20 protein-coding genes are annotated in these 22051 nt (G+C 40.3%); 18 read left to right on the top strand and 2 right to left on the bottom strand.

The genetic code is table 11. The features are described from left to right. Positions 1-44: 44 nt before the first annotated feature. The 4 genes from ACFPU1_RS04635 to ACFPU1_RS04620 all read left to right on the top strand — a co-directional run bounded on the left by ACFPU1_RS04635 (position 45) and on the right by ACFPU1_RS04620 (position 3235). Entirely contained in the window at positions 45-1508 is a 1464-nt protein-coding gene (locus ACFPU1_RS04635; protein WP_385939107.1) for an aldehyde dehydrogenase family protein, read from the top strand. Between the two features lie 21 nt (positions 1509-1529). Next, entirely contained in the window at positions 1530-2009 is a 480-nt protein-coding gene (locus ACFPU1_RS04630) for a GlcG/HbpS family heme-binding protein (RefSeq protein WP_054635359.1), read from the top strand. An 87-nt stretch (positions 2010-2096) separates the two neighbouring features. Next, a complete protein-coding gene (locus ACFPU1_RS04625; protein WP_385939105.1) occupies positions 2097-2696 on the top strand; it encodes a chromate transporter in 600 nt (199 codons plus the stop codon). Next, complete coding sequence (locus tag ACFPU1_RS04620) at positions 2693-3235, top strand: chromate transporter (RefSeq protein WP_385939103.1); 543 nt, start codon at positions 2693-2695, stop codon at positions 3233-3235. The genes ACFPU1_RS04625 and ACFPU1_RS04620 overlap by 4 nt, the downstream gene beginning before the upstream one ends. A 105-nt stretch (positions 3236-3340) precedes the next feature. Here ACFPU1_RS04620 and ACFPU1_RS04615 read toward each other — a convergent pair whose 3' ends face one another. Then, positions 3341-4135 (bottom strand): aspartate dehydrogenase, encoded by a 795-nt coding sequence (locus tag ACFPU1_RS04615; RefSeq protein ID WP_385939101.1) that lies wholly within the window; start codon positions 4133-4135, stop codon positions 3341-3343. Between the two features lie 446 nt (positions 4136-4581). Between ACFPU1_RS04615 and ACFPU1_RS04610 the strand changes: the two genes are divergently transcribed. The 6 genes from ACFPU1_RS04610 to ACFPU1_RS04585 all read left to right on the top strand — a co-directional run bounded on the left by ACFPU1_RS04610 (position 4582) and on the right by ACFPU1_RS04585 (position 8382). After that, entirely contained in the window at positions 4582-4914 is a 333-nt protein-coding gene (locus tag ACFPU1_RS04610; protein ID WP_100399281.1) for a 2Fe-2S iron-sulfur cluster-binding protein, read from the top strand. Between the two features lie 142 nt (positions 4915-5056). Then, the gene (locus tag ACFPU1_RS04605; RefSeq protein WP_385940454.1) at positions 5057-6049 is read left to right on the top strand and encodes an NAD(P)/FAD-dependent oxidoreductase; all 993 of its coding nucleotides are present in this window, start codon (positions 5057-5059) and stop codon (positions 6047-6049) included. 21 nt (positions 6050-6070) lie between these two features. After that, a complete protein-coding gene (locus ACFPU1_RS04600) occupies positions 6071-6307 on the top strand; it encodes a ferredoxin (RefSeq protein ID WP_385939099.1) in 237 nt (78 codons plus the stop codon). 267 nt (positions 6308-6574) lie between these two features. Continuing rightward, positions 6575-6769 (top strand): hypothetical protein, encoded by a 195-nt coding sequence (locus tag ACFPU1_RS04595; RefSeq protein ID WP_054635364.1) that lies wholly within the window; start codon positions 6575-6577, stop codon positions 6767-6769. 690 nt (positions 6770-7459) lie between these two features. Next, entirely contained in the window at positions 7460-7732 is a 273-nt protein-coding gene (locus ACFPU1_RS04590; RefSeq protein ID WP_385939096.1) for a hypothetical protein, read from the top strand. Between the two features lie 509 nt (positions 7733-8241). Next, positions 8242-8382, top strand: coding sequence for a hypothetical protein (locus ACFPU1_RS04585; protein ID WP_385939094.1), 141 nt, complete (start codon positions 8242-8244; stop codon positions 8380-8382). Positions 8383-8814: 432 nt separating this feature from the next. Here ACFPU1_RS04585 and ACFPU1_RS04580 read toward each other — a convergent pair whose 3' ends face one another. Beyond that, positions 8815-10206: a hypothetical protein gene (locus ACFPU1_RS04580; RefSeq protein ID WP_385939092.1), complete on the bottom strand. Its 1392-nt coding sequence runs from the start codon at positions 10204-10206 to the stop codon at positions 8815-8817. Positions 10207-10446: 240 nt separating this feature from the next. Between ACFPU1_RS04580 and ACFPU1_RS04575 the strand changes: the two genes are divergently transcribed. The 8 genes from ACFPU1_RS04575 (at position 10447) to mutS (ending at position 22043) form a co-directional block, all read left to right on the top strand. Next, positions 10447-11130 carry a GntR family transcriptional regulator gene (locus ACFPU1_RS04575; protein WP_385939090.1) on the top strand — a complete coding sequence of 228 codons (684 nt, stop codon included), beginning with the start codon at positions 10447-10449 and terminating at the stop codon, positions 11128-11130. 474 nt (positions 11131-11604) lie between these two features. Beyond that, the gene (locus ACFPU1_RS04570) at positions 11605-13374 is read left to right on the top strand and encodes a 2-oxoacid:acceptor oxidoreductase subunit alpha (protein WP_385939088.1); all 1770 of its coding nucleotides are present in this window, start codon (positions 11605-11607) and stop codon (positions 13372-13374) included. After that, positions 13346-14212 (top strand): 2-oxoacid:ferredoxin oxidoreductase subunit beta, encoded by an 867-nt coding sequence (locus ACFPU1_RS04565; protein WP_385939086.1) that lies wholly within the window; start codon positions 13346-13348, stop codon positions 14210-14212. The genes ACFPU1_RS04570 and ACFPU1_RS04565 overlap by 29 nt, the downstream gene beginning before the upstream one ends. A gap of 90 nt (positions 14213-14302) precedes the next feature. After that, on the top strand, positions 14303-15985 hold the full coding sequence (locus ACFPU1_RS04560) for an ABC-ATPase domain-containing protein (protein WP_385939084.1): 1683 nt from the start codon (positions 14303-14305) through the stop codon (positions 15983-15985). Between the two features lie 125 nt (positions 15986-16110). Further along, complete coding sequence (gene miaB / locus ACFPU1_RS04555; RefSeq protein WP_385939082.1) at positions 16111-17727, top strand: tRNA (N6-isopentenyl adenosine(37)-C2)-methylthiotransferase MiaB; 1617 nt, start codon at positions 16111-16113, stop codon at positions 17725-17727. Beyond that, on the top strand, positions 17728-18159 hold the full coding sequence (locus ACFPU1_RS04550) for a YlbF/YmcA family competence regulator (RefSeq protein WP_054635367.1): 432 nt from the start codon (positions 17728-17730) through the stop codon (positions 18157-18159). Between the two features lie 544 nt (positions 18160-18703). Further along, a complete protein-coding gene (gene cotE, locus ACFPU1_RS04545; RefSeq protein ID WP_385939080.1) occupies positions 18704-19279 on the top strand; it encodes an outer spore coat protein CotE in 576 nt (191 codons plus the stop codon). 157 nt (positions 19280-19436) lie between these two features. After that, positions 19437-22043, top strand: coding sequence for a DNA mismatch repair protein MutS (mutS, locus tag ACFPU1_RS04540; RefSeq protein WP_385939078.1), 2607 nt, complete (start codon positions 19437-19439; stop codon positions 22041-22043). Positions 22044-22051 lie beyond the last annotated feature (8 nt).

The raw sequence follows: 22051 nt of genomic DNA, 5'->3' as shown, positions 1-22051 counted from the left end.
AACTGCCGTCCTTATTCATAAACTGACAGCAGAGGGTGGTATACGTGTTAAAAACAAGTGTGAATACGTTCCAGAATTATATAAACGGAGAATGGGTGGAAAGCACAAGTAAAGAAACGTTTACAAGCATTAATCCGGCTGACACAAATGATATTCTCGGTGAATTCCAGTCTTCTGCGCCTGAAGATGTGGAAAAGGCAATTGAAGCTGCAGAAAAAGCTTTTAAAACCTGGTCCAAGACATCTCCTTCCAAGCGTGCTGCCATTTTAAATAAGGCTGCCGAAATATTAGAAAGCCGCGTAGATGAGTACGGAGAAGAATTGACGCGCGAAGAAGGGAAAATCATTTCTGCAGCCAAAGGGGAAGTGAAAAGAACAGCACAAACGCTTCGGTTTTATGCGGTAGAGGGGCAGACCTTTACAGGAGAAACGTTCCCAAATGATGACCCGAATATGGATGTCTTTACGCAAAGAGAGCCATTGGGGGTGGTATCAGTTATCACTCCATGGAACTTCCCGATTTCGATCCCTGCAAGAAAGATTACGCCAGCCTTAATTACAGGAAATACTGTTATTTTCAAGCCTTCATCTGACACGCCGTTAATTGCGCTTCGGCTTGTCCAGGCTCTACATGAAGCAGGGCTTCCAGAAGGCGTATTAAATTTTGTGACTGGATCCTCTTCAAAAATAGGTGACTCCATTGTTTCCCATCCGGCTATTAAAGCCATAACTTTTACAGGCTCAACTTCAGCAGGTGAACAAATACACCGAAGCACATCTCTTACGACACGCACTCAAATGGAGCTCGGAGGAAAGAACCCGGTTATTGTAATGGAAGATACAGATTTGGACCAGGCTGCTCAAATTGTGATTAACGGTGGCTTTTCCTTAACAGGACAGGCATGTACGGGTACCAGCCGAGTGATAATTATGGAATCGGTGGTGGAAGAATTTACACAGAAATTGGTAGAGAAAACAAAAGAATTACGGATAGACCATGGACTTGATGAGAACGCAAAAATTGGCCCTCTTGCTAATAAAAAACAGCTGACCAACGTATTACATTACATTGATATTGGGAAAGAAGAGGGAGCCGTTCTTCAATATGGCGGGGAGCAGGTGAAAGGTGAAAAATTTGAAAACGGTTATTTTGTCACCCCTGCTATTTTTACCAGTGTTACTCCTGAGATGCGCATAGCACAGGAAGAAATTTTCGGACCTGTCATCTCTATCATAACGGCTGGCAGCTATGAAGAAGCGATTAAGATTGCTAACAATGTAGAGTATGGCTTGTCTGCTTCCATTCTTACAAACAATATTAAGCTGGCAAAACAATTTACGAAAGATATTGAGGCAGGAACTGTTAAAGTCAATCGGACAACGACCGGTAATTTAATAAATGCTCCATTTGGAGGGCTGAAAAAATCGAGCACTTCAACGTTTCGAGAGTCTGGAAGAGTCGGTTTAGAATTTTTTACCCAAATCAAAACGGTTTATGTAGGTTATTAAAATAAGGGAGGAGATCTATTAATGAAACAAGCGCTCAAACTCACTTTAGAAGAAGCTCATATTATGATAGAAGCAGCAAAACAAAAAGCTGAAGAAATCAATGTCTTGGAAACCATTGCGATAGTAGATGAAGGGGGATATTTAATTGCTCTTGATCGAATGAACAATTCCAGGATTACAGGTCCTGAAATCGCAATGGCAAAAGGCTTTACTGCAGCCGGACACAAAAGATCCACTCATTTATTTAACAAGGAGCCTAATGGCCCGGTGCTTCCTGGAAACGAAGCTTTCGGCATCCAGCATATGATTCCTGGGAAATTTGCCGTATTTGTTGGCGGTTTTCCAATCGTTGTCAATGGTGAAGTTGTCGGCGGAGTAGGAGTCAGCGGCGGAAACGGTGAACAGGATACAGCAGTAGGTACAGCTGCGCTAAAAGCACTAGAAGAGCATGTAAAAGACCAGGATCTAAGCGTTGTTACTGATGCAGACATAAAACTATAAAGAAGGAGAAGTCGTCATAGCATTCAAAGCTTGGGAATGCTATGACGATTGTTTTCTCCGGGAGGAAAAAGAGAGGGAGCAGGAGAGATGAGTGCTTACTTACAAATTATCACAGGTTTTGCAAGGTCAGGGGTATTGGGGTTCGGAGGCGGCCCTACAGTTATTCCATTAATAGAACATGAAGCCGTAAAAAAATATAAATGGATGGACTCAGATGAATTTGGGGATACGTTAGCCTTGGCCAATACCCTGCCAGGTCCGATAGCAACAAAGATGGCAGCATATATCGGCTATAAGGTAAAAGGGTCAAGCGGGGCGGCGGTAGCCATTTTAGCCCACATCATGCCGTCTATTATCGCGATGATCGGACTTCTTGGATTTTTATATACGTACCGTAATTCCGGGATTGTAAGTGGAATGGTTCAAGCTATTACCCCCGTTATTGCTGTGATGCTTGCTGTTATGGCATTTGGTTTTTTCAAAAAAGCGTCAAGCGGTCTTGGCAAAAAAGGAATGATTGTGACCTCAGGACTTTGTTTGTTGTTTTTAGAAGTCTTTTTTATCCATCCAGGGATTATTATTGCTTTTATACTAACCCTTGCCTTTTCATATGGTACCTATCTCAGCCGTCGTCAGAAGCTGGCTGCTGAAGAAGGGAATGAGCTAAGAAAGGATGCCAGCTTATGATTTATGTGGAAATTTTTATAGCTTTTTTTATTGCTAATTTACTAGGATACGGTGGCGGCCCTGCGACCATTCCTCTAATTCAGCATGAAGTGGTTACAAAATATGAATGGATGACAATGGAGGAATTTGGTGATCTTCTGGCTATTGCGAATGCTCTTCCAGGGCCGATTGCCACAAAAATGGGAGGTTTTATTGGCTATGAGATTGGCGGGGTACTGGGAGCAAGTGCTGCTCTGATGGCAACAGTGGCTCCTTCAGCAGTAGCTGTCATTATCTTGTTTAAGTTTGTGAACTTATTTAAAAATGCGCTGCAAGTAAAGTTTATGACTCGGTCCGTACAGCCAGTCATAGCTATTCTGCTGGCTGTACTGGCTTATCAGTTTTTCTTAAACAGCTTTGAACAAAGCGGGATTTTTCAACTTCTCTTTTTGACGGCGGTAAGCTTTCTTGCTTTAGAAAAGTGGAAGGTTCACCCAGCTTTAGTTATTTTAGGAGCATTATGCTACGGTGCTGTTTTTCTCTCTGGCATGGTTATTTAAACTATGCCATTTTTCTTTGGTATTTTTTCAATAAAAAGACACCTCAACTGTTATCCCTGTCGTTACTTTGATAAGGACCAGGAAATACTTTGAGGTGCCGGGAAACTATATTCCCATTACTAATGGTCTTGTATACCCATGTAAGACTTTAGCAATGCTCATCGCAACGATGTAGCCTGTTTTTGGATTATGGGGGGAGGGAGTATTTTGCACTTCTATTTTCGTTGACCCGAAAAGCCCTTCTATATAAATTTCATGAATGTTCTGGTCTATGGAGGGGTCTACATAAACATCAACTTCTGTTTTTTCAAAACCAATCCCAGCCAGGCTTAAGGCCGCTGACACATTTACATTTTCAGGGAACTTAACAGCGGACTCCCGCGCGAATCCAGAAAATACAAGTAAGGGTTCTGTAATGGAAGGTAAATCATATTCTTGTTCAATTACTGTACCGTACCAGGCTTTAGGAGGCTTCTTCGTAATTAGTTTCACTTGTGTAATCTCTCCCATTGCCCCGGCTGCAACTCTATCCAAACCACCGATTGCTGCGGAGGGAACAATGATTTGTTTGTTATTGGCCGCTGCTTTGTCTTGTAGATGATTTAGAAATTCAGGGTCGGCAAGCGAGCCTACTGAAACAATGATAACATTGCTGTTTTTAACAATTCGGCTGCTGTATGTTTTCACAGCTTCATGGCCGGCAGCTTCCACTACATAATCAAAATTATTGGAAAAGAATTGGTCAGGATCATCAGTGAACGGCAAGGAGATATCGCTATTCATCTCGGCTTTTTCTTTGTCCCTTACGAGAATACCCCCTACATTTACTTCTTCCTTTGAAAGTAAAGAAATCAATTGCTTTGTGATTGTGCCAAACCCTATGATACCTATTTGAATCATATTTTCACCGCCATTATTGTATATTGTATACCTAAATAAGAAAAACAAATTTTCATGAAAACAAAACCGAAAGGGAAATAAGTAAAAAATGATGAATTGAAAAGGTCCAATTATACCTTGATTTTGCCTTACTTCTATCTTTATGTCAAATAAAATGGAGGATTATTCTGAATAATAATATTTGCGAGAAAAATAAATAAAATATATTGTCAGAAAATTAAGTTTGTGATATTGTATTTGGTATACAATATTTTATTTTGAGGGGGAAGCCTATTGGAAAAGAAAGTGAATGGGGACTCGCTGTTAGCAAAGGCTGCTTCTAATAAAGTATCTGTTCAGGGGGAAAAGAAAAAAAGAAAGTGCAGTGATTGTACATGTACCTGTAAGAAGTAACAGGAATTGTGATTCTCTACATTCATTATGACTTTAAAGGAGGATTTATTTATATGGCTATTATAAAAATTAAAAACACGGATAGACAATTAGAGGTAGAAGATAATTCTAACATCCTGAGAAACTCATTACGATACGATGGTGATGTACCAAACCGCTGCGGTGGAGGTTATTGTGGGACATGCCTCGTAAAAATTGAAGATGGAAGTGAAAACCTGGATAACATTAAACCAGCTGAAAAGAAGAAAGTAGGAGAAGATCTATTGGAAGAAGGATATCGACTTGCTTGCCAGACATTTGTTGTAAAAGATGAGATTACTCTTTCTTGGGATAAAGAAATGACTAAAAAAGTACAAAGACAGAAAGTAAAAAAAGTAAGCACCTAAGTTTGGATTTAATTTAGTAGAATGATATGTTCCTTTGGGAATGTATCATCAGTTTTTTCTATCAATTTGGTATACAATATACCTTATGGCAAGAACGTAGGAACTCAAGAGTACGGAGCTAAAGGAGACAGTATTCATGACTATTAAAGAAGATATACATGATATTACGATTATTGGGGGCGGCCCCGTTGGCTTATTTACTGCTTTCTATGCAGGGATGCGTCAGTTATCTGTAAAAATTGTAGAAAGCCTGCCCCATTTAGGAGGACAGCTTTCAGCCCTTTACCCGGAAAAATATATTTATGATGTTGCAGGTTTTCCAAAAGTGAAAGCACAGGATCTAGTTGACAGGCTGTGGGAACAAGCTAACTACTTTAACCCTGATATTTGCCTCGGAGAGATGGTTGAAAATATTGAGGTTCAAGAAGACAAAACAATAAAGCTGACCACTAATAAGCAGGTTCATTTTACGAAAACAGTTATATTAACGGCAGGCAACGGTGCTTTTAGTCCAAGGAAAATTGAATTGGATAATGCAGTCCAGTATGAAGGGAAAAATCTCCATTATTTTATAAATGACTTGAACAAATTTAAAGGAAAAAATGTACTGGTGTTTGGAGGCGGGGACTCAGCAGTGGATTGGGCTTTAATGCTTGAACCATTAGCAAAAAAGGTAACGCTCGTTCATCGCCGGGAAAAGTTTCGTGCCCATGAATTCAGCGTGGAGCAGTTATTTAACAGCTCTGTTGATATTAAAACACCTTATATACCTGACTGTTTCCAGGGAGATCACCACACTATTAAAGAAACAATTCTAAGACACAGCAAAAAAGAGACTGACAGACAAACGGTGGAAGTTGATGATGTTATTGTTAATTTTGGATTTCTCTCTTCACTTGGGCCGATGAAAGACTGGGGGCTGACGATTGAGAAAAACTCTATTGTAGTAAATTCAAAAATGGAAACTAACATTCCCGGGGTATATGCGGCAGGAGATATTTGTACGTATGAAGGAAAAGTTAAGCTGATTGCAACTGGCTTTGGTGAAGCGCCGACAGCAGTAAATAACGCTAAATCCTTTATTGATCCAAAGGCGAAGGTGCAACCGCTTCATAGTACAAGTATATTTTCTTAATAATAGAAGGGCGGGTCGATGATGGCAAAATATACAATGGTGGATAAAGAGACTTGTATTGCGTGCGGGGCGTGCGGCGCTGCTGCACCTGAGATATTTGACTATGATGATGAAGGACTGGCAGAAAGTATACTAGATGGTAATAAAGGGGTAGAGCAAGTGGACGAGGAGCTTGAAGAAGACTTGCTGGATGCAGAAGAAGGCTGTCCGACAGAATCAATTAAAGTCTCAACGGAACCCTTTTATTCAACGGTATAAACATTTTCTCTTCCACTTTGGTTTCTTTTTTTTATACGATAAAATAGTTAACGCTTCCCATAATGGCTCTTCTCTGTGGGAAGCTTACCTAATATATGACAAAGGAGATATTATTTAAGTGTTTTCCCATCGTTATAATGAGTCTACATTAGAAAGAATATTATAAATTATTGAACTTTTACGATTTAGGTTTTATCTTTGCTTCATTTGGTATACAATAAACCAAAGAGAGTATAATAAAAAAAGAAAGAAGTGGAGAGAATGTTTATGAAGATTCTACCTAAACAAATAAATTGGTGGGAGAATATGTTTGAAGAAAGGGTCGTTCAGGTCAAAGAGAACCAGACAGTCTCTTGCGAATTATACGGACAGATTTGCAAATCACACTGTGAACAATGTCCCTGGTTAACAAGTGAAACAACCGAAGATAATGAAATTGCATGCCGTCCTCCTGTTATATAAGGATGCCACGTGATAGATAATAATTAAAAAAACTGCCCCTCCTCAAAAATAATGGAGGCGCAGTTTTTTTATCATTGAAAGGAGTGAGCTTTAATCATCAGAACAGATGAACAATAAGCAGCCGTTTCTCCTCATTCGATCTGTTTTTCTTGTTCTTCCTTATCAAGGTCCGACAGAACCTCTAAAGTAATGTTCCGTTTTGCCGCTCATGAATATTGAATGATTCTGCAGAGAATCAAATGTCTTACCTCAAAAAAGGAGACCTTTTGGTTTTTAGGCAGTATAGAACTGAATAGACGCTTCATGCTCCTCAATGAGTTATTATCAGGACAACATATTGATTTCAGGAGGGCCTTTTTTTATGTTTCAAAATAAAGTAGTACGTTTAGTTGCACTATTTTTACATTAAATACTTTTTATTTCCTCTGGAATTAAATAGATCAGAATTAACATGATTTAATAATATAGGTTTGTCCACAGTAGTTACAGCGTTTTTTGCACTTCTAGAATATCAGAGAAATTAGTATCAGTTTTTCCTTTGCTTCATATAATTGTAGATCTGAGTATTATAATCCTTATTATGGTTGTTTGCATTATCCATCACAAGGCTGCCATACATCATTTTCTCAACACCTCTTACAAAAATCTTTTCCTTTATAGTACAATGACACAAAAAGAAAGGGTTTTTCTATGATTATGATACCGGACGCAACCGAGGTAAAAGAAAAAATGAACAGCAATACTAAAGAAACTTACGAAAGAGAAATAAAAGAGATTGTTCGAAGAATCGAAAACGCTATGGAAGAACGGAAAACTGAGGTTTCTCTTGGTGATATGTATATCAACGACGAAATAAGAAACAAATTCAAAGAAAAAGGATACTCTTTTGACAAAGGAATTCATCCAGTAACAGGATTTAGAACATTAGAAATTATCAATCTGTCTTTATCGGGTAGTAATTAACACTACCCGACTCCATTGCTTGCAATAGTCGTGTAATGAAAGTTCCTTCCCTTAGATAAAAAACCTCTGCGCCTTCGGTCTAACTAATAATCACTTCTAGTTCATCATTTTACTTCTAGAAAGAGAGTGCGAAATTTCTTTAGGTATTGATATTATTCCCTTGATTACTGTTGCAGGTGCCTATATCCTGACTTGATTTTATATTTCACCAGATCCTTTGCTCTGCCCTCACTTTTAACAGTTGTGAACCTGAAAAAACTTTCACCCATTTTCCATATAGAAGGCGTTACTTTTTTCAACAGCTACTTCAACCCTGTTATTCACATATTCTGCCAAATAAAATCAGCTTTTTTGTTTCTTTTTTTGACATTTCTTCTGTGTTTCAAATTGAAACCCTAACCGTTCTCCCGTAGAAATAGCTACTGCATGCCTATAACATAAGAACTGTAACCAAGAGAATAACGGAGGAATAAGAGATAAAAAACAGTCTAACCATTGGAGTCTTGGTTTTGGCCACATCATTAGTGGCTTGTGGAGGAAAAGTATCAGAAGAGGTAGAACCTGAAAACGTGGCCGAAGGTGAAGAAGTTAACGGAGAAGAAACAGAACAAATAGAAGATGTCTTAAGTCAAGGATTTATTACGTCCTAGGCTTTTATAGTCATTAAGCTTCATATTCATTCCACCGCTTCCATATGTTTTTCCATATCTCTCAATATTAGTATAGATGGTTGTGGTTTGGATCGAGTATACCCCAGTGTACATTAAAGAAATTTGAATTATTCTCCAGCCAGTGTTTGATTATCTTTTGTTCATAACCCAAGCCATCCTGAAGTTATTATAGCCTTTGGGGTATAACTTCTTATTTGAGAGGAAGTCACTATCAATCCCTCTCTTTTTTAGGAATGCCCCTTTAGACATATCAGTCATTTTTGAATTAATAGTCATTATGTAAACATTGCCATCCCTCCAATTATGTTTCATAACTACCAGGGTTAAAAAGGACCCGACAAAAAAGACGTGAGCACGGCACTATGCTGAACTCACGCCCGGGAATCTGTTAGACAGCTCCTATAAAAAAGATTAAAAGATAAGTTGTAGAACTGAGATAAAAATCAATAATAATAAGAGGTACATAAAGGTGAAACCGGCATTCCATCGTGATATCTTATAAGGATCTTCGTCTATGATATTGGACATAAGCCCTAGGGTTGCATTATATGGACCCATTAAAAATGCCGGCACCGCTCCTCCCAACATAGCTAACGTGAAGACAACCGGCGAGATGCCAAGGATAGAAAAGTCGATTGCTTCAACGAGAAGTGCTAAAGCAACAGCCGGATGCAGGCCAATAAAGGCTAAAGCAAGGGGTAACAGCGGCACAATAAATAAAAAAGCATGCTCTCCTATAACAGTTATCAGTCCCCCAATCCATTTATTAATGGTTTGTTCTGTACCCGAAATACCGATGGCTGAAATGAAAAAGCCAGCAGATAAAAAGATAAAAAACTGGTCTTTCATTTTCAACAGGTGAGTATCAAAGTGCTCTTTTAATCCAGTCAAAAACCCCTTGCCTTTCTGGATAAGAAGCGCCCAAGTAAAAGAAAATGGGATGACTAAAATTGTAACTAAAAACAAGAAACTTACGTCTAAGTATAGGTCTGCAAAAGTAATAATGACGTTTAATAAGAGAACAGCACCAATTAAATGAAACAGCTTAGAAGTTTTTTCACCTTGAGAAGAATGATCTATCGCAGCTGCCATTTCTTTGTAAGCTTGAGGGCGTCCTAATGGGCTTGGAGAATGATATTTTTTTGATAAGTAAACTCCAGTGGCCCAATCCAGCAGAAGGCCTAAAATACTTAAAGGAATCAGAATAGGAAGCATGGCTCCCCAGGAGACACCAGTCATTTCGATTACAATCCCCACGATCGGCGTGACAGGTGTCCATAGTAAAGGCATAGCAAAGCCGTGAGTAATAGACCTGCTCATAAAACGAGGTTTATTCGTAATAGAAAACAGTCTGATCGATGGCTGAATCGCATAATACGTCATTGGGAGGGCAGCTAGATTCATAAAGGAGCTTAAGAAGTAAGATATCCCGGAAGACAGCATGTATAGCTGGCCAGAGTTTTTTACTTTTTCCTGTATAATATTTTGCACAGCTTCAGCATAGTTCCCTAATTTAATGGGCAAAGCTAGAATGGGGACCAATGCAAATAAACTTAGTAAATTGAGCATGCTGCCAAATGAAAATAAATAATGGGCTGGGCTCGTCCCACTCGTGTAAAGCATGAATATCCCCAAACCCAGGAAAGCAAGACCGAATTTTAATACCATTTTATTAACTAAAGTGATGGTTAGTAAAATACTTAACAGAGAAAGAAGTGAAACAAGGAATTCAACGACAGAAGAAGGGAATAAAACAGATAAAAGATACACAATTATTAGTACGGTAAACAAATACTTCAGCATCCGTATCCACCTACTATTTTGTTTTTTATTGCAGATAATTCAAAAAATACTAACTTATTAAATAATTATTTGTATACAATATACCACAAAGTGCTATATAATAAAAAGAAAACGATGTGAATTTTTACGTTATGGGTTTTCTTCTCTACTGCAAAAAACTACGGAAGTTGATTTCATTGGTTTAATGCAGTAAATACGGTATAATTTTAGGAATAAGGTAGAAAACAAGGGGGGATTTCATTGAAAGGCTGGTTTGAAGAGGAAATTATATCCATCAGGGAGCGGGCATATATATATTTGAAAAATATGATTCTAGAGGGCGAGTATAAAGCTGGTGATCGTTTGGTTGAACGAGAACTGGCGGAAAAAATGAACATTAGCCGAACGCCAATCAGGGAAGCACTATTTCGATTGGAGTCTCAAGGCTTTGTTAAAACGGTTCCCCGAAAAGGAGTGCTTGTTTCCCAAATTTCCACGGAAGAAGTTATCGAAGTGTTTACGATTTTATCTTCACTAGAAGTGTTGGCAGCGAAGTTGGCTGCACAGAAAATTTCAGAGACTGAAAAAGAGAAGTTTGATCAATATATACAAAAGATCACGACAGCTCTGGAGAAAAAGGATTCAGCTGAAATTTCTCAACTTCATATTGAAATAAGCCACGCTTTATATAGAGCGGCAAGAAGCCCTAAGCTTTATGAGATGCTGACAGATTTAATGGACTATATCCGTGCTTTTGCATCTACCGGCCATAAGCTTAAAGGGCGGATGGAGGAGTCCATGAGAGAGCATTTAGCTGTCTTAAAGGCTGTGAGAGACCATGAGGTTGAGATGGCCGAATACCTTACAAAGATTCACATCGAAAACTCCAAAAGAGCCTACATTGAAGCGATTAACAGTAAAAACCAGCAAGTTTCTGAAGGGTAGTGATAAATTTCTTGTCATCGCCCTTTTTTTATTGCTGAAACTGTTGTCTGAAAATTCTTATTATGGTATATTGTATACCATAATAAGAATTTTTCTTTAGGAAAGGTGGAGGAAGAAAAATGATCTTAGTTTGCAGCGACCATGTTAAGGATGGAATTGAATTGCTCCACGCACCCCATATTAAAAAAAATGACATGAAAAGCCCATGCCGGTTTTGTCACAACGAGGCCAGTTTTGAAATTTATTATTTTAAAGTTTTGGAGGAGGTAAACTAATAGTGAAAAACCGGGAGGTCAAGCGCCTCTGATTACCGGTATTCAGTGACATTTTTAAGGTTTTGCGTTCTTGCTTTTTACTACGCTTCATTCTAAGATTAATAAAGGAATTTAGGCTGCAATTCTGGCCTGAATAGGAATCTATATCGTTTTTTCGTATACCTTATTTCTATAAATGGACAAGAAGGAGTTGGATGATATGATTGATCAACTTTCCTGGAAAGTTGGCGGTCAGCAAGGTGAAGGGATTGAGAGTACGGGAGAGATCTTCGCTATTGCTTTAAATCGTTTAGGATATTATTTATATGGATACAGGCATTTCTCTTCACGAATCAAGGGCGGACATACCAATAACAAGATCCGTGTAAGTACGAAACCGTTAAATTCTGTCTCGGATGATCTTGATATATTAGTAGCGTTTGACCAGGAAACGATAGATGTGAATGTTCATGAATTAAAGGAAGGCGGCATTGTGATTGCCGATGCAAAGTTTTCTCCAACCCTGCCTGAGGAAGGAAAGGCAGAACTTTATCCTGTCCCTTTTTCAGAGATTGCTAAGGAACTAGGAACTTCCCTGATGAAAAATATGGTAGCTGTCGGAGCTTCCGCTGCTGTATTGGGCCTTGCTCCTGAATTGTACCGAAACGTCGTGCAAGAGATATTCGGAAAAAAAGGAGAAGCGGTAGTTGAGAAAAATATGGAAGCTTTGCAGCAGGGTGCAGCATTTTTCAAAGAACAGGCTGGTGAAGTAGAGAGATACCATTTAATAGAAGCTGATGGGAAAAAGAGAATGTTTATGATCGGCAACGACGCGATTGGACTGGGTGCTGTCGCTGGCGGCGCAAGGTTTATGCCAGCATATCCGATAACCCCAGCCTCTGAAATTATGGAATATCTCATTAAGAAGTTTCCAGAGTTTGGAGGGACTGTTATCCAAACTGAGGATGAAATTGCGGCAGCAGTCATGGCCATTGGGGCTAATTATGCAGGGGTAAGAGCATTAACAGCGTCTGCCGGACCCGGGCTCTCTCTTATGACAGAAGCGATCGGCCTGTCAGGGATGACAGAAACTCCACTGGTAATTGTAGATACACAGCGGGGCGGCCCGAGTACCGGACTGCCGACAAAGCAGGAACAATCGGATTTAATGGCGATGATTTACGGCACGCATGGAGAAATCCCTAAGATTGTGATGGCTCCAAGTACAGTAGAAGAAGCCTTTTATGATACGATAGAAGCTTTTAACCTGGCTGATGAGTACCAGTGCCCTGTCATTATGGTTACAGATCTGGCACTTTCACTCGGGAAACAGACAGTAGAGCCTCTCGATTATGAAAAAATTAACATTAACCGTGGAAAATTGGACCTTCATCCAAACCTTCCAGAACAGGACCCGGCAGAATACTTTAAGCGTTTTGCCGTAACAGATGATGGCGTTTCCCCTCGTGTGGTCCCAGGTACAAAAAATGGAATTTTTCATGTGACTGGAGTAGAGCATGATGAAACAGGAAAGCCTTCTGAACACCCGGTAAATCGTAAAGACCAAATGGACAAGCGAATGAGGAAGCTTTCCGCTGTTTCAGACCGATTTGATACACCGGTGGCTTATACAGATACCCATGACCATGCTGATCTTTTGGTTATTGGCGTTAATTCAACAAGGGGGACGATCAGTGAAGCGATTCCTCGTCTGGAAGCAGACGGTGTCAAGGTAAACCATGCACAAATCAGGCTTCTTCACCCTTTCCCAAGCGATGAACTTAAGCCGCTTATGGACCGAGCTGATAAAGTAGTCGTTGTTGAAAATAATGCTACCGGACAGCTTGCCAATATTATTCGCTTAAATACAGGGGCTGCTCATATCGAAAATATTTTGAAATATGACGGTAACCCATTTCTTCCATCAGAAATTCATAATAAATGCAAGGAGGCTGCACATCGTGGCAACATTGAAAGAGTTTCGCAATAAGGTTAAGCCTAATTGGTGCCCGGGGTGTGGAGATTTTTCCGTCCAGGCAGCGATTCAAAGAGCAGCTGCCAATTCAGGCCTGGAGCCTCATGAACTAGCTTTGATCACAGGAATTGGCTGTTCAGGACGCCTTTCCGGCTATATTAATTCATATGGATTTCATGGCGTGCATGGAAGGGTTTTACCTTTAGCACAAGGCGTGAAAATGGCCAATCGTGATCTTACAGTGGTTGCTTCCGGAGGAGACGGGGATGGTTTTGCTATCGGAATGGGCCATACGATCCATTCGATCAGAAGAAACATCGATATTACCTATATCGTCATGGACAACCAAATTTATGGTCTGACCAAAGGACAGACTTCCCCGCGCAGTGAAATGGGGTTCAAAACCAAAAGCACGCCTGGAGGATCGATTGAATCGTCACTTCATGTTATGGAAACAGCGTTGACAGCTGGCGCCACATTTGTTGCTCAAAGCTTTTCAAGTGACTTAAAAGAATTAACATCCTTAATTGAGCAAGGAATGGCTCACAAAGGATTCTCGTTGATTAACGTCTTTAGTCCATGTATTACGTTTAATAAGGTCAATACTTATGATTGGTTTAAAGAGAATCTAACGAAATTAAGTTCAGTTGAAGGATATGATCCATCCAGCCGCATGCAGGCAATGCAGACGCTCATGGAAAACAATGGCCTTGTAACCGGATTAATCTATCAAGATACTGAGAAGCCATCCTATCAGGAATTAGTGGAAGGCTACAAAGAAACTCCTCTCGCCCACGAGGATCTCGACTTGGATGAAGAAAAGTTTAATGAATTGTTAAATGAGTTTATGTAATCGAAGGGAAGGATCTTCTTAGGTCCTTTCCTTCTTTTTATTCCCTTTGGTAAGCTAGGGGAGGAAAATGTAAGCAGGAGGGTACATGTCATGAAAGAATTAAAACAATTGTTGCATCGAATTGATCATAAAGGATACAAAGCGTACAAAGATTGTAAAGGCACTTATCAGTTTCCTCGTTTTATTTTACACATTGATCATGTGCAGGCAGATCCCTATGCAAGCCCTTCGAAAATAAGAATTGAAATCAAGCAGAAATCGTTTCCGATGAACAAAGAGTGGTTCTCTTCTCGTGCCAGAAAGATTGCTGTGGAAGATTATTTTGCAAGAAATGCAGCCGAGAGGATAAAGAAAAATCATTTTCGCTCTTTAACCATAGACGCACCCGGTCAGGAGGTCCTAGAGCGCAGTGCTTGCGCTGCAAATGACAATGGTCTGGAGCTTCGTCTGTCCCTTCACTTGCCGGCAAGGGGACGGACGATATTAGGAAAGCAGGCTGCAGTTGTTCTTACTGAAGAGCTTCCTGTTTTAATCAATGAGGCAGTCTTTGATTTTGCGGAAAGAAGGCTTACAGAACAATTAATCCTTATGGATCAGCAAGAAGCCATTCGTACCTATTTACATAAAAATAACCTTGTTTCGTTTGTAGCCAATGGCTCACTTCTTCCCAGAGAAAGCGGAATCAGCAATAAACCATTGCAATCTTCAAGGACAGTAAGCTTTCAATCCCCGCCTTCCATGGAAATTGAGATACCAGTTCCCCACGGTTCTCCCATCAAAGGCATGGGACTGACCAAAGGAGTGAACTTAGTCGTTGGCGGCGGATACCACGGGAAAAGCACTCTCCTTGAAGCCATTGAGCGAGGAGTATATAACCACAGACGAGGTGATGGCCGTGAATACGTGATTACCGAAGAAAGTGCATGTAAAATCCGGGCTGAAGATGGACGTAGTGTGAAGGGAGTGGATATTTCACCTTTCATTTCGAATCTTCCCATTCAAAAGGATACACAACACTTTTCCACTGATAATGCCAGCGGCAGCACGTCACAGGCAGCAAATATTATGGAAAGCATTGAAGCCGGTGCTGAAACATTGCTTATTGATGAGGATACAAGCGCCACTAATTTTATGATTCGAGACAGCCGAATGCAGGCGCTTGTTGCTAAAGAGAAAGAGCCGATTACTCCGTTTATAGATAAGGTTACAAGTCTGTACCAAGAGCACGGCATCTCAACCATCCTTGTCGTAGGGGGATCAGGAGATTATTTTGAAGTTGCGGATAAAGTGGTCATGATGGATGAATACACCCCTGTGGATGTTACGGAGAAGGCCAAAGAAATTGCAAAGGGCGGCAAACAAAGAAGTGATTTATTTGATGAATCGTTTGGAGATTTCAAAAAAAGATTGGTGAAAAAAGAAAGCTTTAATGCCAGAAAAGGCAAGAAGGAAAAAGTGGACGCCAAAGGAAGAACCACCATTTTTTATGGCCGGGAAACGATCGATCTTTCTTTTGTCGAACAATTGGTTGATCCCAGTCAGACAAAGGCTGTAGCTGCCGTTATAAAATATTGTGCTGACAAGCTTTTTGATGATCAAACATCTCTTGCTGAAGTTCTTGATAGAGTTGAAAAGGAAATGGAGGAAAAGGGAATTGACATGGTTTCTTCTTTTCCTGGCAAGCATCCGGGGGAGCTTGCCAAGCCAAGAAGATTGGAAGTAGCCGCAGCCATCAATCGTCTTCGCTCCCTTCAAGTGGCAAAGCCCCGTTAAATATAAGGAATTATTGTGTTTGCAGTCATTTGGAGTTATAATTTACTATTGTATCTTTGTCTTACAACAGTTCATTTTGTTTATATAAATAGAAGAGTACCACCTGTAAGAAAGGAGTTAACACAATGAATGAAGAACAGCGCAGGCAGCAGCAAGGGTTAGAACCTGAAGCTGAGACAGAGTCAGTGGAAAAGAAACAGACTCCAAAGGAATACAGTAAATACTTCGACTTTTCAAAAGCAAGCATTGAATCTTCAGAAGACGGCAAACAATATATGAAAATAGGCGGCCGCAGTATTTTAATTAATGACCAGCCTGATTATAAAAAGGGAAAGCGAAGAGGAAAAGAGGAAGTGGAGGTTCATTATGATTTCTCCATACCTGAAGAAATGAAAGAGATAGGCAAAGGGAAAAAGTACCTCATTCGCACATATGGCTGTCAAATGAATTACCATGACACGGAAAATATGGCTGGCATACTAGAAGGCATGGGCTTTGAAGCAACAGAAGAAACAAACGAAGCTGATTTTATTTTGCTTAATACCTGTGCAATCCGGGAAAATGCGGAAAACAAGGTGTTTGGGGAAGTAGGACACTTAAAGCCTCTCAAACAGGAAAAGCCTGAACTTATGTTGGCGGTATGTGGCTGTATGTCTCAGGAAGAAGCCGTTGTGAACCGAATTATGCAAAAGCATCAGCACATTGACTTAATCTTTGGAACACACAATATTCACCGCTTGCCTCAGCTCGTCCAGGAGGCACTTTATGGGAAAGAAATGGTGATTGAAGTCTGGTCCAAGGAAGGTGACGTTGTTGAAAATATGCCGCGAAAGCGGGAAGGCAAAACGCAGGCATGGGTGAACATTATGTACGGATGTGATAAGTTCTGTACGTACTGTATTGTGCCCTATACAAGAGGAAAAGAACGCAGCCGAGTACCAGAGGATATCATCGCTGAAGTAAGGGATCTTGCCAGACAGGGATATAAAGAAATTACTCTCCTTGGCCAAAATGTTAATGCATACGGCAAGGATTTAGATCAAGAGTACGGCTTAGGAGATTTGATGGATGAAATCCGTAAAATAGACATTCCCCGTGTTCGCTTTACGACGAGTCATCCGCGTGACTTTGATGATCATTTAATTGAAGTTCTTGCAAAAGGCGGCAATCTGGTTGAGCATATCCACCTGCCAGTTCAGTCAGGCAACAGTGAAGTGCTGAAGCTTATGGCCAGAAAGTATACAAGAGAACACTATGTGAAGTTAGCTGAAAAGATTAAAAAAGCTATTCCTAATGCTTCCTTTACTACTGACATTATCGTCGGTTTTCCTAACGAAACAGAAGAACAATTTGAGGATACCCTTTCGCTGATGAAAGAAATGGAATATGATAGTGCATATACGTATATTTATTCTCCTAGAGAAGGAACGCCAGCAGCTAAAATGAAAGACAATGTTCCGTTGGAAGTGAAAAAAGACCGCCTGGCCAGATTAAACAAAGTGGTCAATGATATTGCAGCTAAGAAGAACCTGGCCCTTCAGGATCAAGTGGTTGAGGTGCTTGTGGAAGGTGAAAGCAAAAAGAATCCAGAAATCTTGTCAGGAAGAACACGTACCAATAAACTCGTAAACTTCGCTGGTCCAAAGTCTGTAATAGGTGAAATAGTATATGTAAAAGTAACAGAGGCTAAAACGTGGTCGCTCGATGGCCAACTTGTTGAACATGCAGAGGTGAATAAGTAGATGTCAGAACAATATGTAACAAAAAAAGAAGTCCTTTCCCAGGCAAAGGAACTAGGAAAGTTAATTGCAGGAACAGAAGAGGTTGATTTTTTTAAGCGAGCCGAAAAACAAATCAACCAGAACTTAAAGGTTCAGGAATTAATTGGTAAAATTAAGAAAAAGCAAAAAGAAGCTGTCAATCTTCAACATTATCAAAAAGGCGAAGCTTTGAAAAATGTTGAAAAAGAAATTGATGAATTGAATGCACAGCTTGATGAGATTCCAATTGTCAATGAGTTTAAAAGCAGCCAGACAGAAGTGAATGAACTTCTTCAGCTTGTTTCCGGAACCATCTCTAATAAAGTGACAGATGAAATTATTACGTCAATGGGCGGAGATGTGCTTCAAGGCACGACAAATAAGAATCCGTTCTTAAACATTAATAACAAATAAGAAGCAAAGAGGGCACCTCCAAAAGGCTGACTTTTGGAGGTGCCTTCTTTTTTTCGGGCTAGATAGGGAGCCACGGAAAAGATTCCAATCGATTTCAGGAGCAAGGCAGCAGCCTTCCTGATCCTCCTTATTCCTATTTACCCGACAGATCTTTCATCCTGGAGAGCCTGAGGAGATTTCGCGATACACTTTCGGTAAACAAGAAGTGTAAGTCCCTTGCAGCACATTTTAGCTTGAAAGCTTGAAGCAATCTGGCTCCTGTCCCTAAAAAGGGTGCAGAAGGGCAACGTCTGCATAAGTAAATTAATTTTTTCCTTACGCTGAAGAAAGGGCATTTTTCTTCATTTGCTGAGGAGTCGGACAATATTTTGTTCATGTTTTTAGAGCCTGTGCATAGGTATTAGGGGTGAGGACTACTTTTCTTATTTAACATCATGAGATAAAGGATAGGCAAATTCACCATTTGTTCTGCATAGGTATAGGTAAAAGCCTGATTGTACGTGCTGCGTCCAACAGGGGGCTATTCAAGAAGGAGGGAAGGGAAATGTCTCACGGTGAAGAAATAAAATATCGAGAGATTATCACGAAAGCAGTTTGCGGGAAAGGGAAAAAGTATTCAAAAGAGCATCATGTCGTTAAAACACCGCACAAACCTTCAAGTATTTTAGGGTGCTGGATCATTAATCATAAGTATGAAGCTGACCGCAAAGGAGATAGTGTTGAAATAGCCGGGTTCTATGATATTAACATTTGGTATTCCTATGAGGATAATACTAAAACTGAGGTTACCACGGAGAATGTCCAATATAAAGAGTATGTCCCTTTAACCATGAGAGATAAAGAAGTCATGTCTGATGATTTTGATGTGATTGCAAGAACCATTAAACAGCCAAATACATTGGAAGCATCCATTGGGGACAAAGACAGAGAGGTAAGGGTAGAAGTGGAGCGCGAGTTTGCAGCTGAAATTGTCGGAGAAACAAAGGTATGCATCCAAATTCATCCTGATGCTGAAGACCATGATTATGAGGACATTAAGTGGGATGAGCAAGTATCTGATGAAGAATTAAAAGAAATTGATACAGATTTTCTAGGAGGCAAACACGATTATAAAGAATAAAACACCTGTAACCCAGGTGTTTTTCTTTTGTCTTTGTTTTTTCCATTTTTGTTCTTTATTCTTCTGGTACTGCCCCTCTGATGAATAGAAAGAGAGTATGATATAATATGTGACAGCAAAATTGTACGAGTAGAAAGATAGACTTGGAGGAATTGTTGTGGCGAAAGAAACACCTATGATGAAACAATATAAACAAATAAAGGCCGAGCATCAGGATGCCTTTCTTTTTTTTAGACTTGGAGATTTTTATGAGCTCTTTTTAGAGGATGCGGTAAAGGCCGCCCAAGAGCTTGAAATCACGTTAACAAAAAGAGGACAAGGTGAAGACAGCATTCCGATGTGCGGTGTTCCTTACCATTCAGCCGAGCATTATATTACACAACTGATAGCTAAAGGATATAAAATAGCCATCTGTGAACAGGTGGAAGACCCTCGGACAGCCAAAGGAGTAGTGAAGAGGGAAGTCGTTCAATTAATTACCCCAGGCACTGTAATGGATGGAAAAATGATTGATGAGAAGGAAAACAATTTTATAGGAGCTGTACATGACTTTGAGGACGGTACGGTAGCGTTAGCAAGAATTGACTTGACTACAGGGGAGTCTGTGGCCTCTCTTCTTACTGATGATCCAAAAGATTGGACAAGAGAACTTGCCGGAACTTCTGTGAAAGAGGTAGTTGTCTGCAGGGAAGCACCAGAACGGATTCTTGAAGAAATCAAGAAGCTGGGGATCACGGTTTCCTATGAAGACAATACGGGTGTTGACCAGGCATTTCACTCTTTGTGCCGCCATGTGCAGCAGGATAAGATCATACAAACGTATGCAAGGCTGACCAACTATTTGTCAAGCACCCAGAGAAGGTCGCTAGATCATCTGCAGGCCGTGGAAATCTTTAACCCTAACAACCATATGCAAATCGATGTTTTCTCTAAACGCAATCTGGAACTCACTGAAACGATCCGGGAAAAAACAAAAAAAGGCTCCTTGTTATGGCTCCTTGATAAAACAGTGACTGCGATGGGAGGACGGTTACTGAAAAGATGGATAGAGCAGCCTCTATTAGAAAAAGACAGTATTAAGGAACGCCATTCACTTGTGTCCTCCTGGCTTGAAAATTTCTTTGCAAGAGAGGATGTCAGAGACAAACTAAAAGAAGTCTATGATCTTGAGCGTTTATGTGGGAAGGTAGCATACGGAAATGTCAATGCGAGAGAGCTTGTGCAATTAAAACGATCTCTTTTACAAGTTCCGGGAATCATTGAAATCATCTCTTCTTTAAATAATGAGTACGCGAGCAAACAAATAGAAAGCGTGGATATGTGCAGCCCATTAGTAGACTTATTGGAAAAAAGTCTGGTAGACGAGCCACCCATATCTATTAAAGAAGGCGGCATGATTAAAGACGGCTACCATGAGCAGCTGGATGAATACAAGCATGCCAGCCGAAACGGCAAGGAATGGATTTCTTCTCTTGAGAAAAAAGAAAAAGAACGAACTGGCATCAAATCTTTAAAAATTGGCTACAACAAAGTGTTTGGCTACTACATAGAAGTCACCAAGGCAAATATTCCTTACCTTGAGGAAGGCTTATATGAAAGAAAGCAAACGCTCACGAATGCCGAACGCTTTATTACTCCGGAGCTTAAAGAGAAAGAAGCATTAATACTGGAGGCGACCGAGAATATAGAACAATTGGAGTATGATCTGTTTCTTGACATACGTGAACGTGTGAAAGACTACTTGGCTCCTTTGCAGCAATTGGCAAAAATCATTAGTGAAATAGACGTTCTTCAGGGTTTTGCAGTGTTAAGTGAAGAACAAAACTATGTTATGCCTGCGTTTTCTGAGAACAGAAAGGTTGTAATCAGAGAAGGAAGACACCCTGTCGTAGAGCAAATGATTGAGCGGGGAGAATACGTGGCCAATGATGTCACCATGGACAAAGAATGTGAAATGCTGCTTATCACGGGTCCAAATATGGCGGGGAAAAGCACGTACATGAGACAGCTTGCCTTACTGTCAATTATGGCGCAAGTAGGGTGCTACGTACCAGCTGCAAAGGCAGAGCTTCCTTTATTCGATCAGGTCTTTACAAGGATTGGAGCTGCAGATGACCTGGCAGCCGGGCAAAGCACCTTTATGGTAGAAATGCTTGAAACCCATCATGCGTTATCCAAGGCTACAGAAAACAGCTTAATCTTATTAGATGAAATTGGACGAGGAACCTCTACCTATGATGGCATGGCCCTGGCACAAGCGATTATTGAACACATTCATAATAACATTGGAGCCAAAACGCTGTTTTCCACCCATTATCACGAGTTGACAGCCTTGGATCAGAATCTTCCTCGTATGAAAAATGTCCACGTATCCGCGATGGAAGAAGACGGAGAAGTTGTTTTTTTGCATAAAGTCATTCCAGGGCAGGCAGACCGAAGCTACGGAATTTATGTAGCGAAGCTTGCGAGCCTCCCTGATTCTGTCATAGAGAGAGCTGAGGTGATCTTAAAAGAGCTTGAAGGTGGACAGTCTTTTGTGAAAACAAGATCTCTTGAAGATAATGAGAAAGAGGCATCTCCTCAGCAGCTTTCACTGTTTCAGGAAGAGCCAGCTGCTTTAAAGCACACAAAAGCTTCTGAAGAAAAAGCTTCCTCCCAGGCAAAGGGCGTGCTTTCAGAGTTAAAGAAAGCTGATGTGTTGAACATGAGCCCTATTCAGGCACTGCAGACCTTATATGACTTGCAGCAAAAAATAAAAGACTGATAGACGCA

Source organism: Thalassorhabdus alkalitolerans (assembly GCF_042656525.1).
Taxonomy (GTDB): domain Bacteria; phylum Bacillota; class Bacilli; order Bacillales; family Marinococcaceae; genus Thalassorhabdus; species Thalassorhabdus alkalitolerans.
This window is presented reverse-complemented; position numbering and strand designations above follow the sequence as displayed.

Bases quoted from the DNA above. Each gene is read 5' to 3' on its own strand.
- ACFPU1_RS04570 (WP_385939088.1), top strand. From the start codon at position 11,605: ATGATTGATCAACTTTCCTGGAAAGTTGGCGGTCAGCAAGGTGAAGGG.
- miaB (WP_385939082.1), top strand. From the start codon at position 16,111: ATGAATGAAGAACAGCGCAGGCAGCAGCAAGGGTTAGAACCTGAAGCT.
- ACFPU1_RS04590 (WP_385939096.1), top strand. From the start codon at position 7,460: ATGATTATGATACCGGACGCAACCGAGGTAAAAGAAAAAATGAACAGC.
- ACFPU1_RS04595 (WP_054635364.1), top strand. From the start codon at position 6,575: ATGAAGATTCTACCTAAACAAATAAATTGGTGGGAGAATATGTTTGAA.
- ACFPU1_RS04580 (WP_385939092.1), bottom strand. From the start codon at position 10,206: ATGCTGAAGTATTTGTTTACCGTACTAATAATTGTGTATCTTTTATCT.
- ACFPU1_RS04610 (WP_100399281.1), top strand. From the start codon at position 4,582: ATGGCTATTATAAAAATTAAAAACACGGATAGACAATTAGAGGTAGAA.
- ACFPU1_RS04600 (WP_385939099.1), top strand. From the start codon at position 6,071: ATGGCAAAATATACAATGGTGGATAAAGAGACTTGTATTGCGTGCGGG.
- cotE (WP_385939080.1), top strand. From the start codon at position 18,704: ATGTCTCACGGTGAAGAAATAAAATATCGAGAGATTATCACGAAAGCA.
- ACFPU1_RS04620 (WP_385939103.1), top strand. From the start codon at position 2,693: ATGATTTATGTGGAAATTTTTATAGCTTTTTTTATTGCTAATTTACTA.
- ACFPU1_RS04550 (WP_054635367.1), top strand. From the start codon at position 17,728: ATGTCAGAACAATATGTAACAAAAAAAGAAGTCCTTTCCCAGGCAAAG.
- ACFPU1_RS04630 (WP_054635359.1), top strand. From the start codon at position 1,530: ATGAAACAAGCGCTCAAACTCACTTTAGAAGAAGCTCATATTATGATA.
- ACFPU1_RS04615 (WP_385939101.1), bottom strand. From the start codon at position 4,135: ATGATTCAAATAGGTATCATAGGGTTTGGCACAATCACAAAGCAATTG.
- ACFPU1_RS04625 (WP_385939105.1), top strand. From the start codon at position 2,097: ATGAGTGCTTACTTACAAATTATCACAGGTTTTGCAAGGTCAGGGGTA.
- ACFPU1_RS04560 (WP_385939084.1), top strand. From the start codon at position 14,303: ATGAAAGAATTAAAACAATTGTTGCATCGAATTGATCATAAAGGATAC.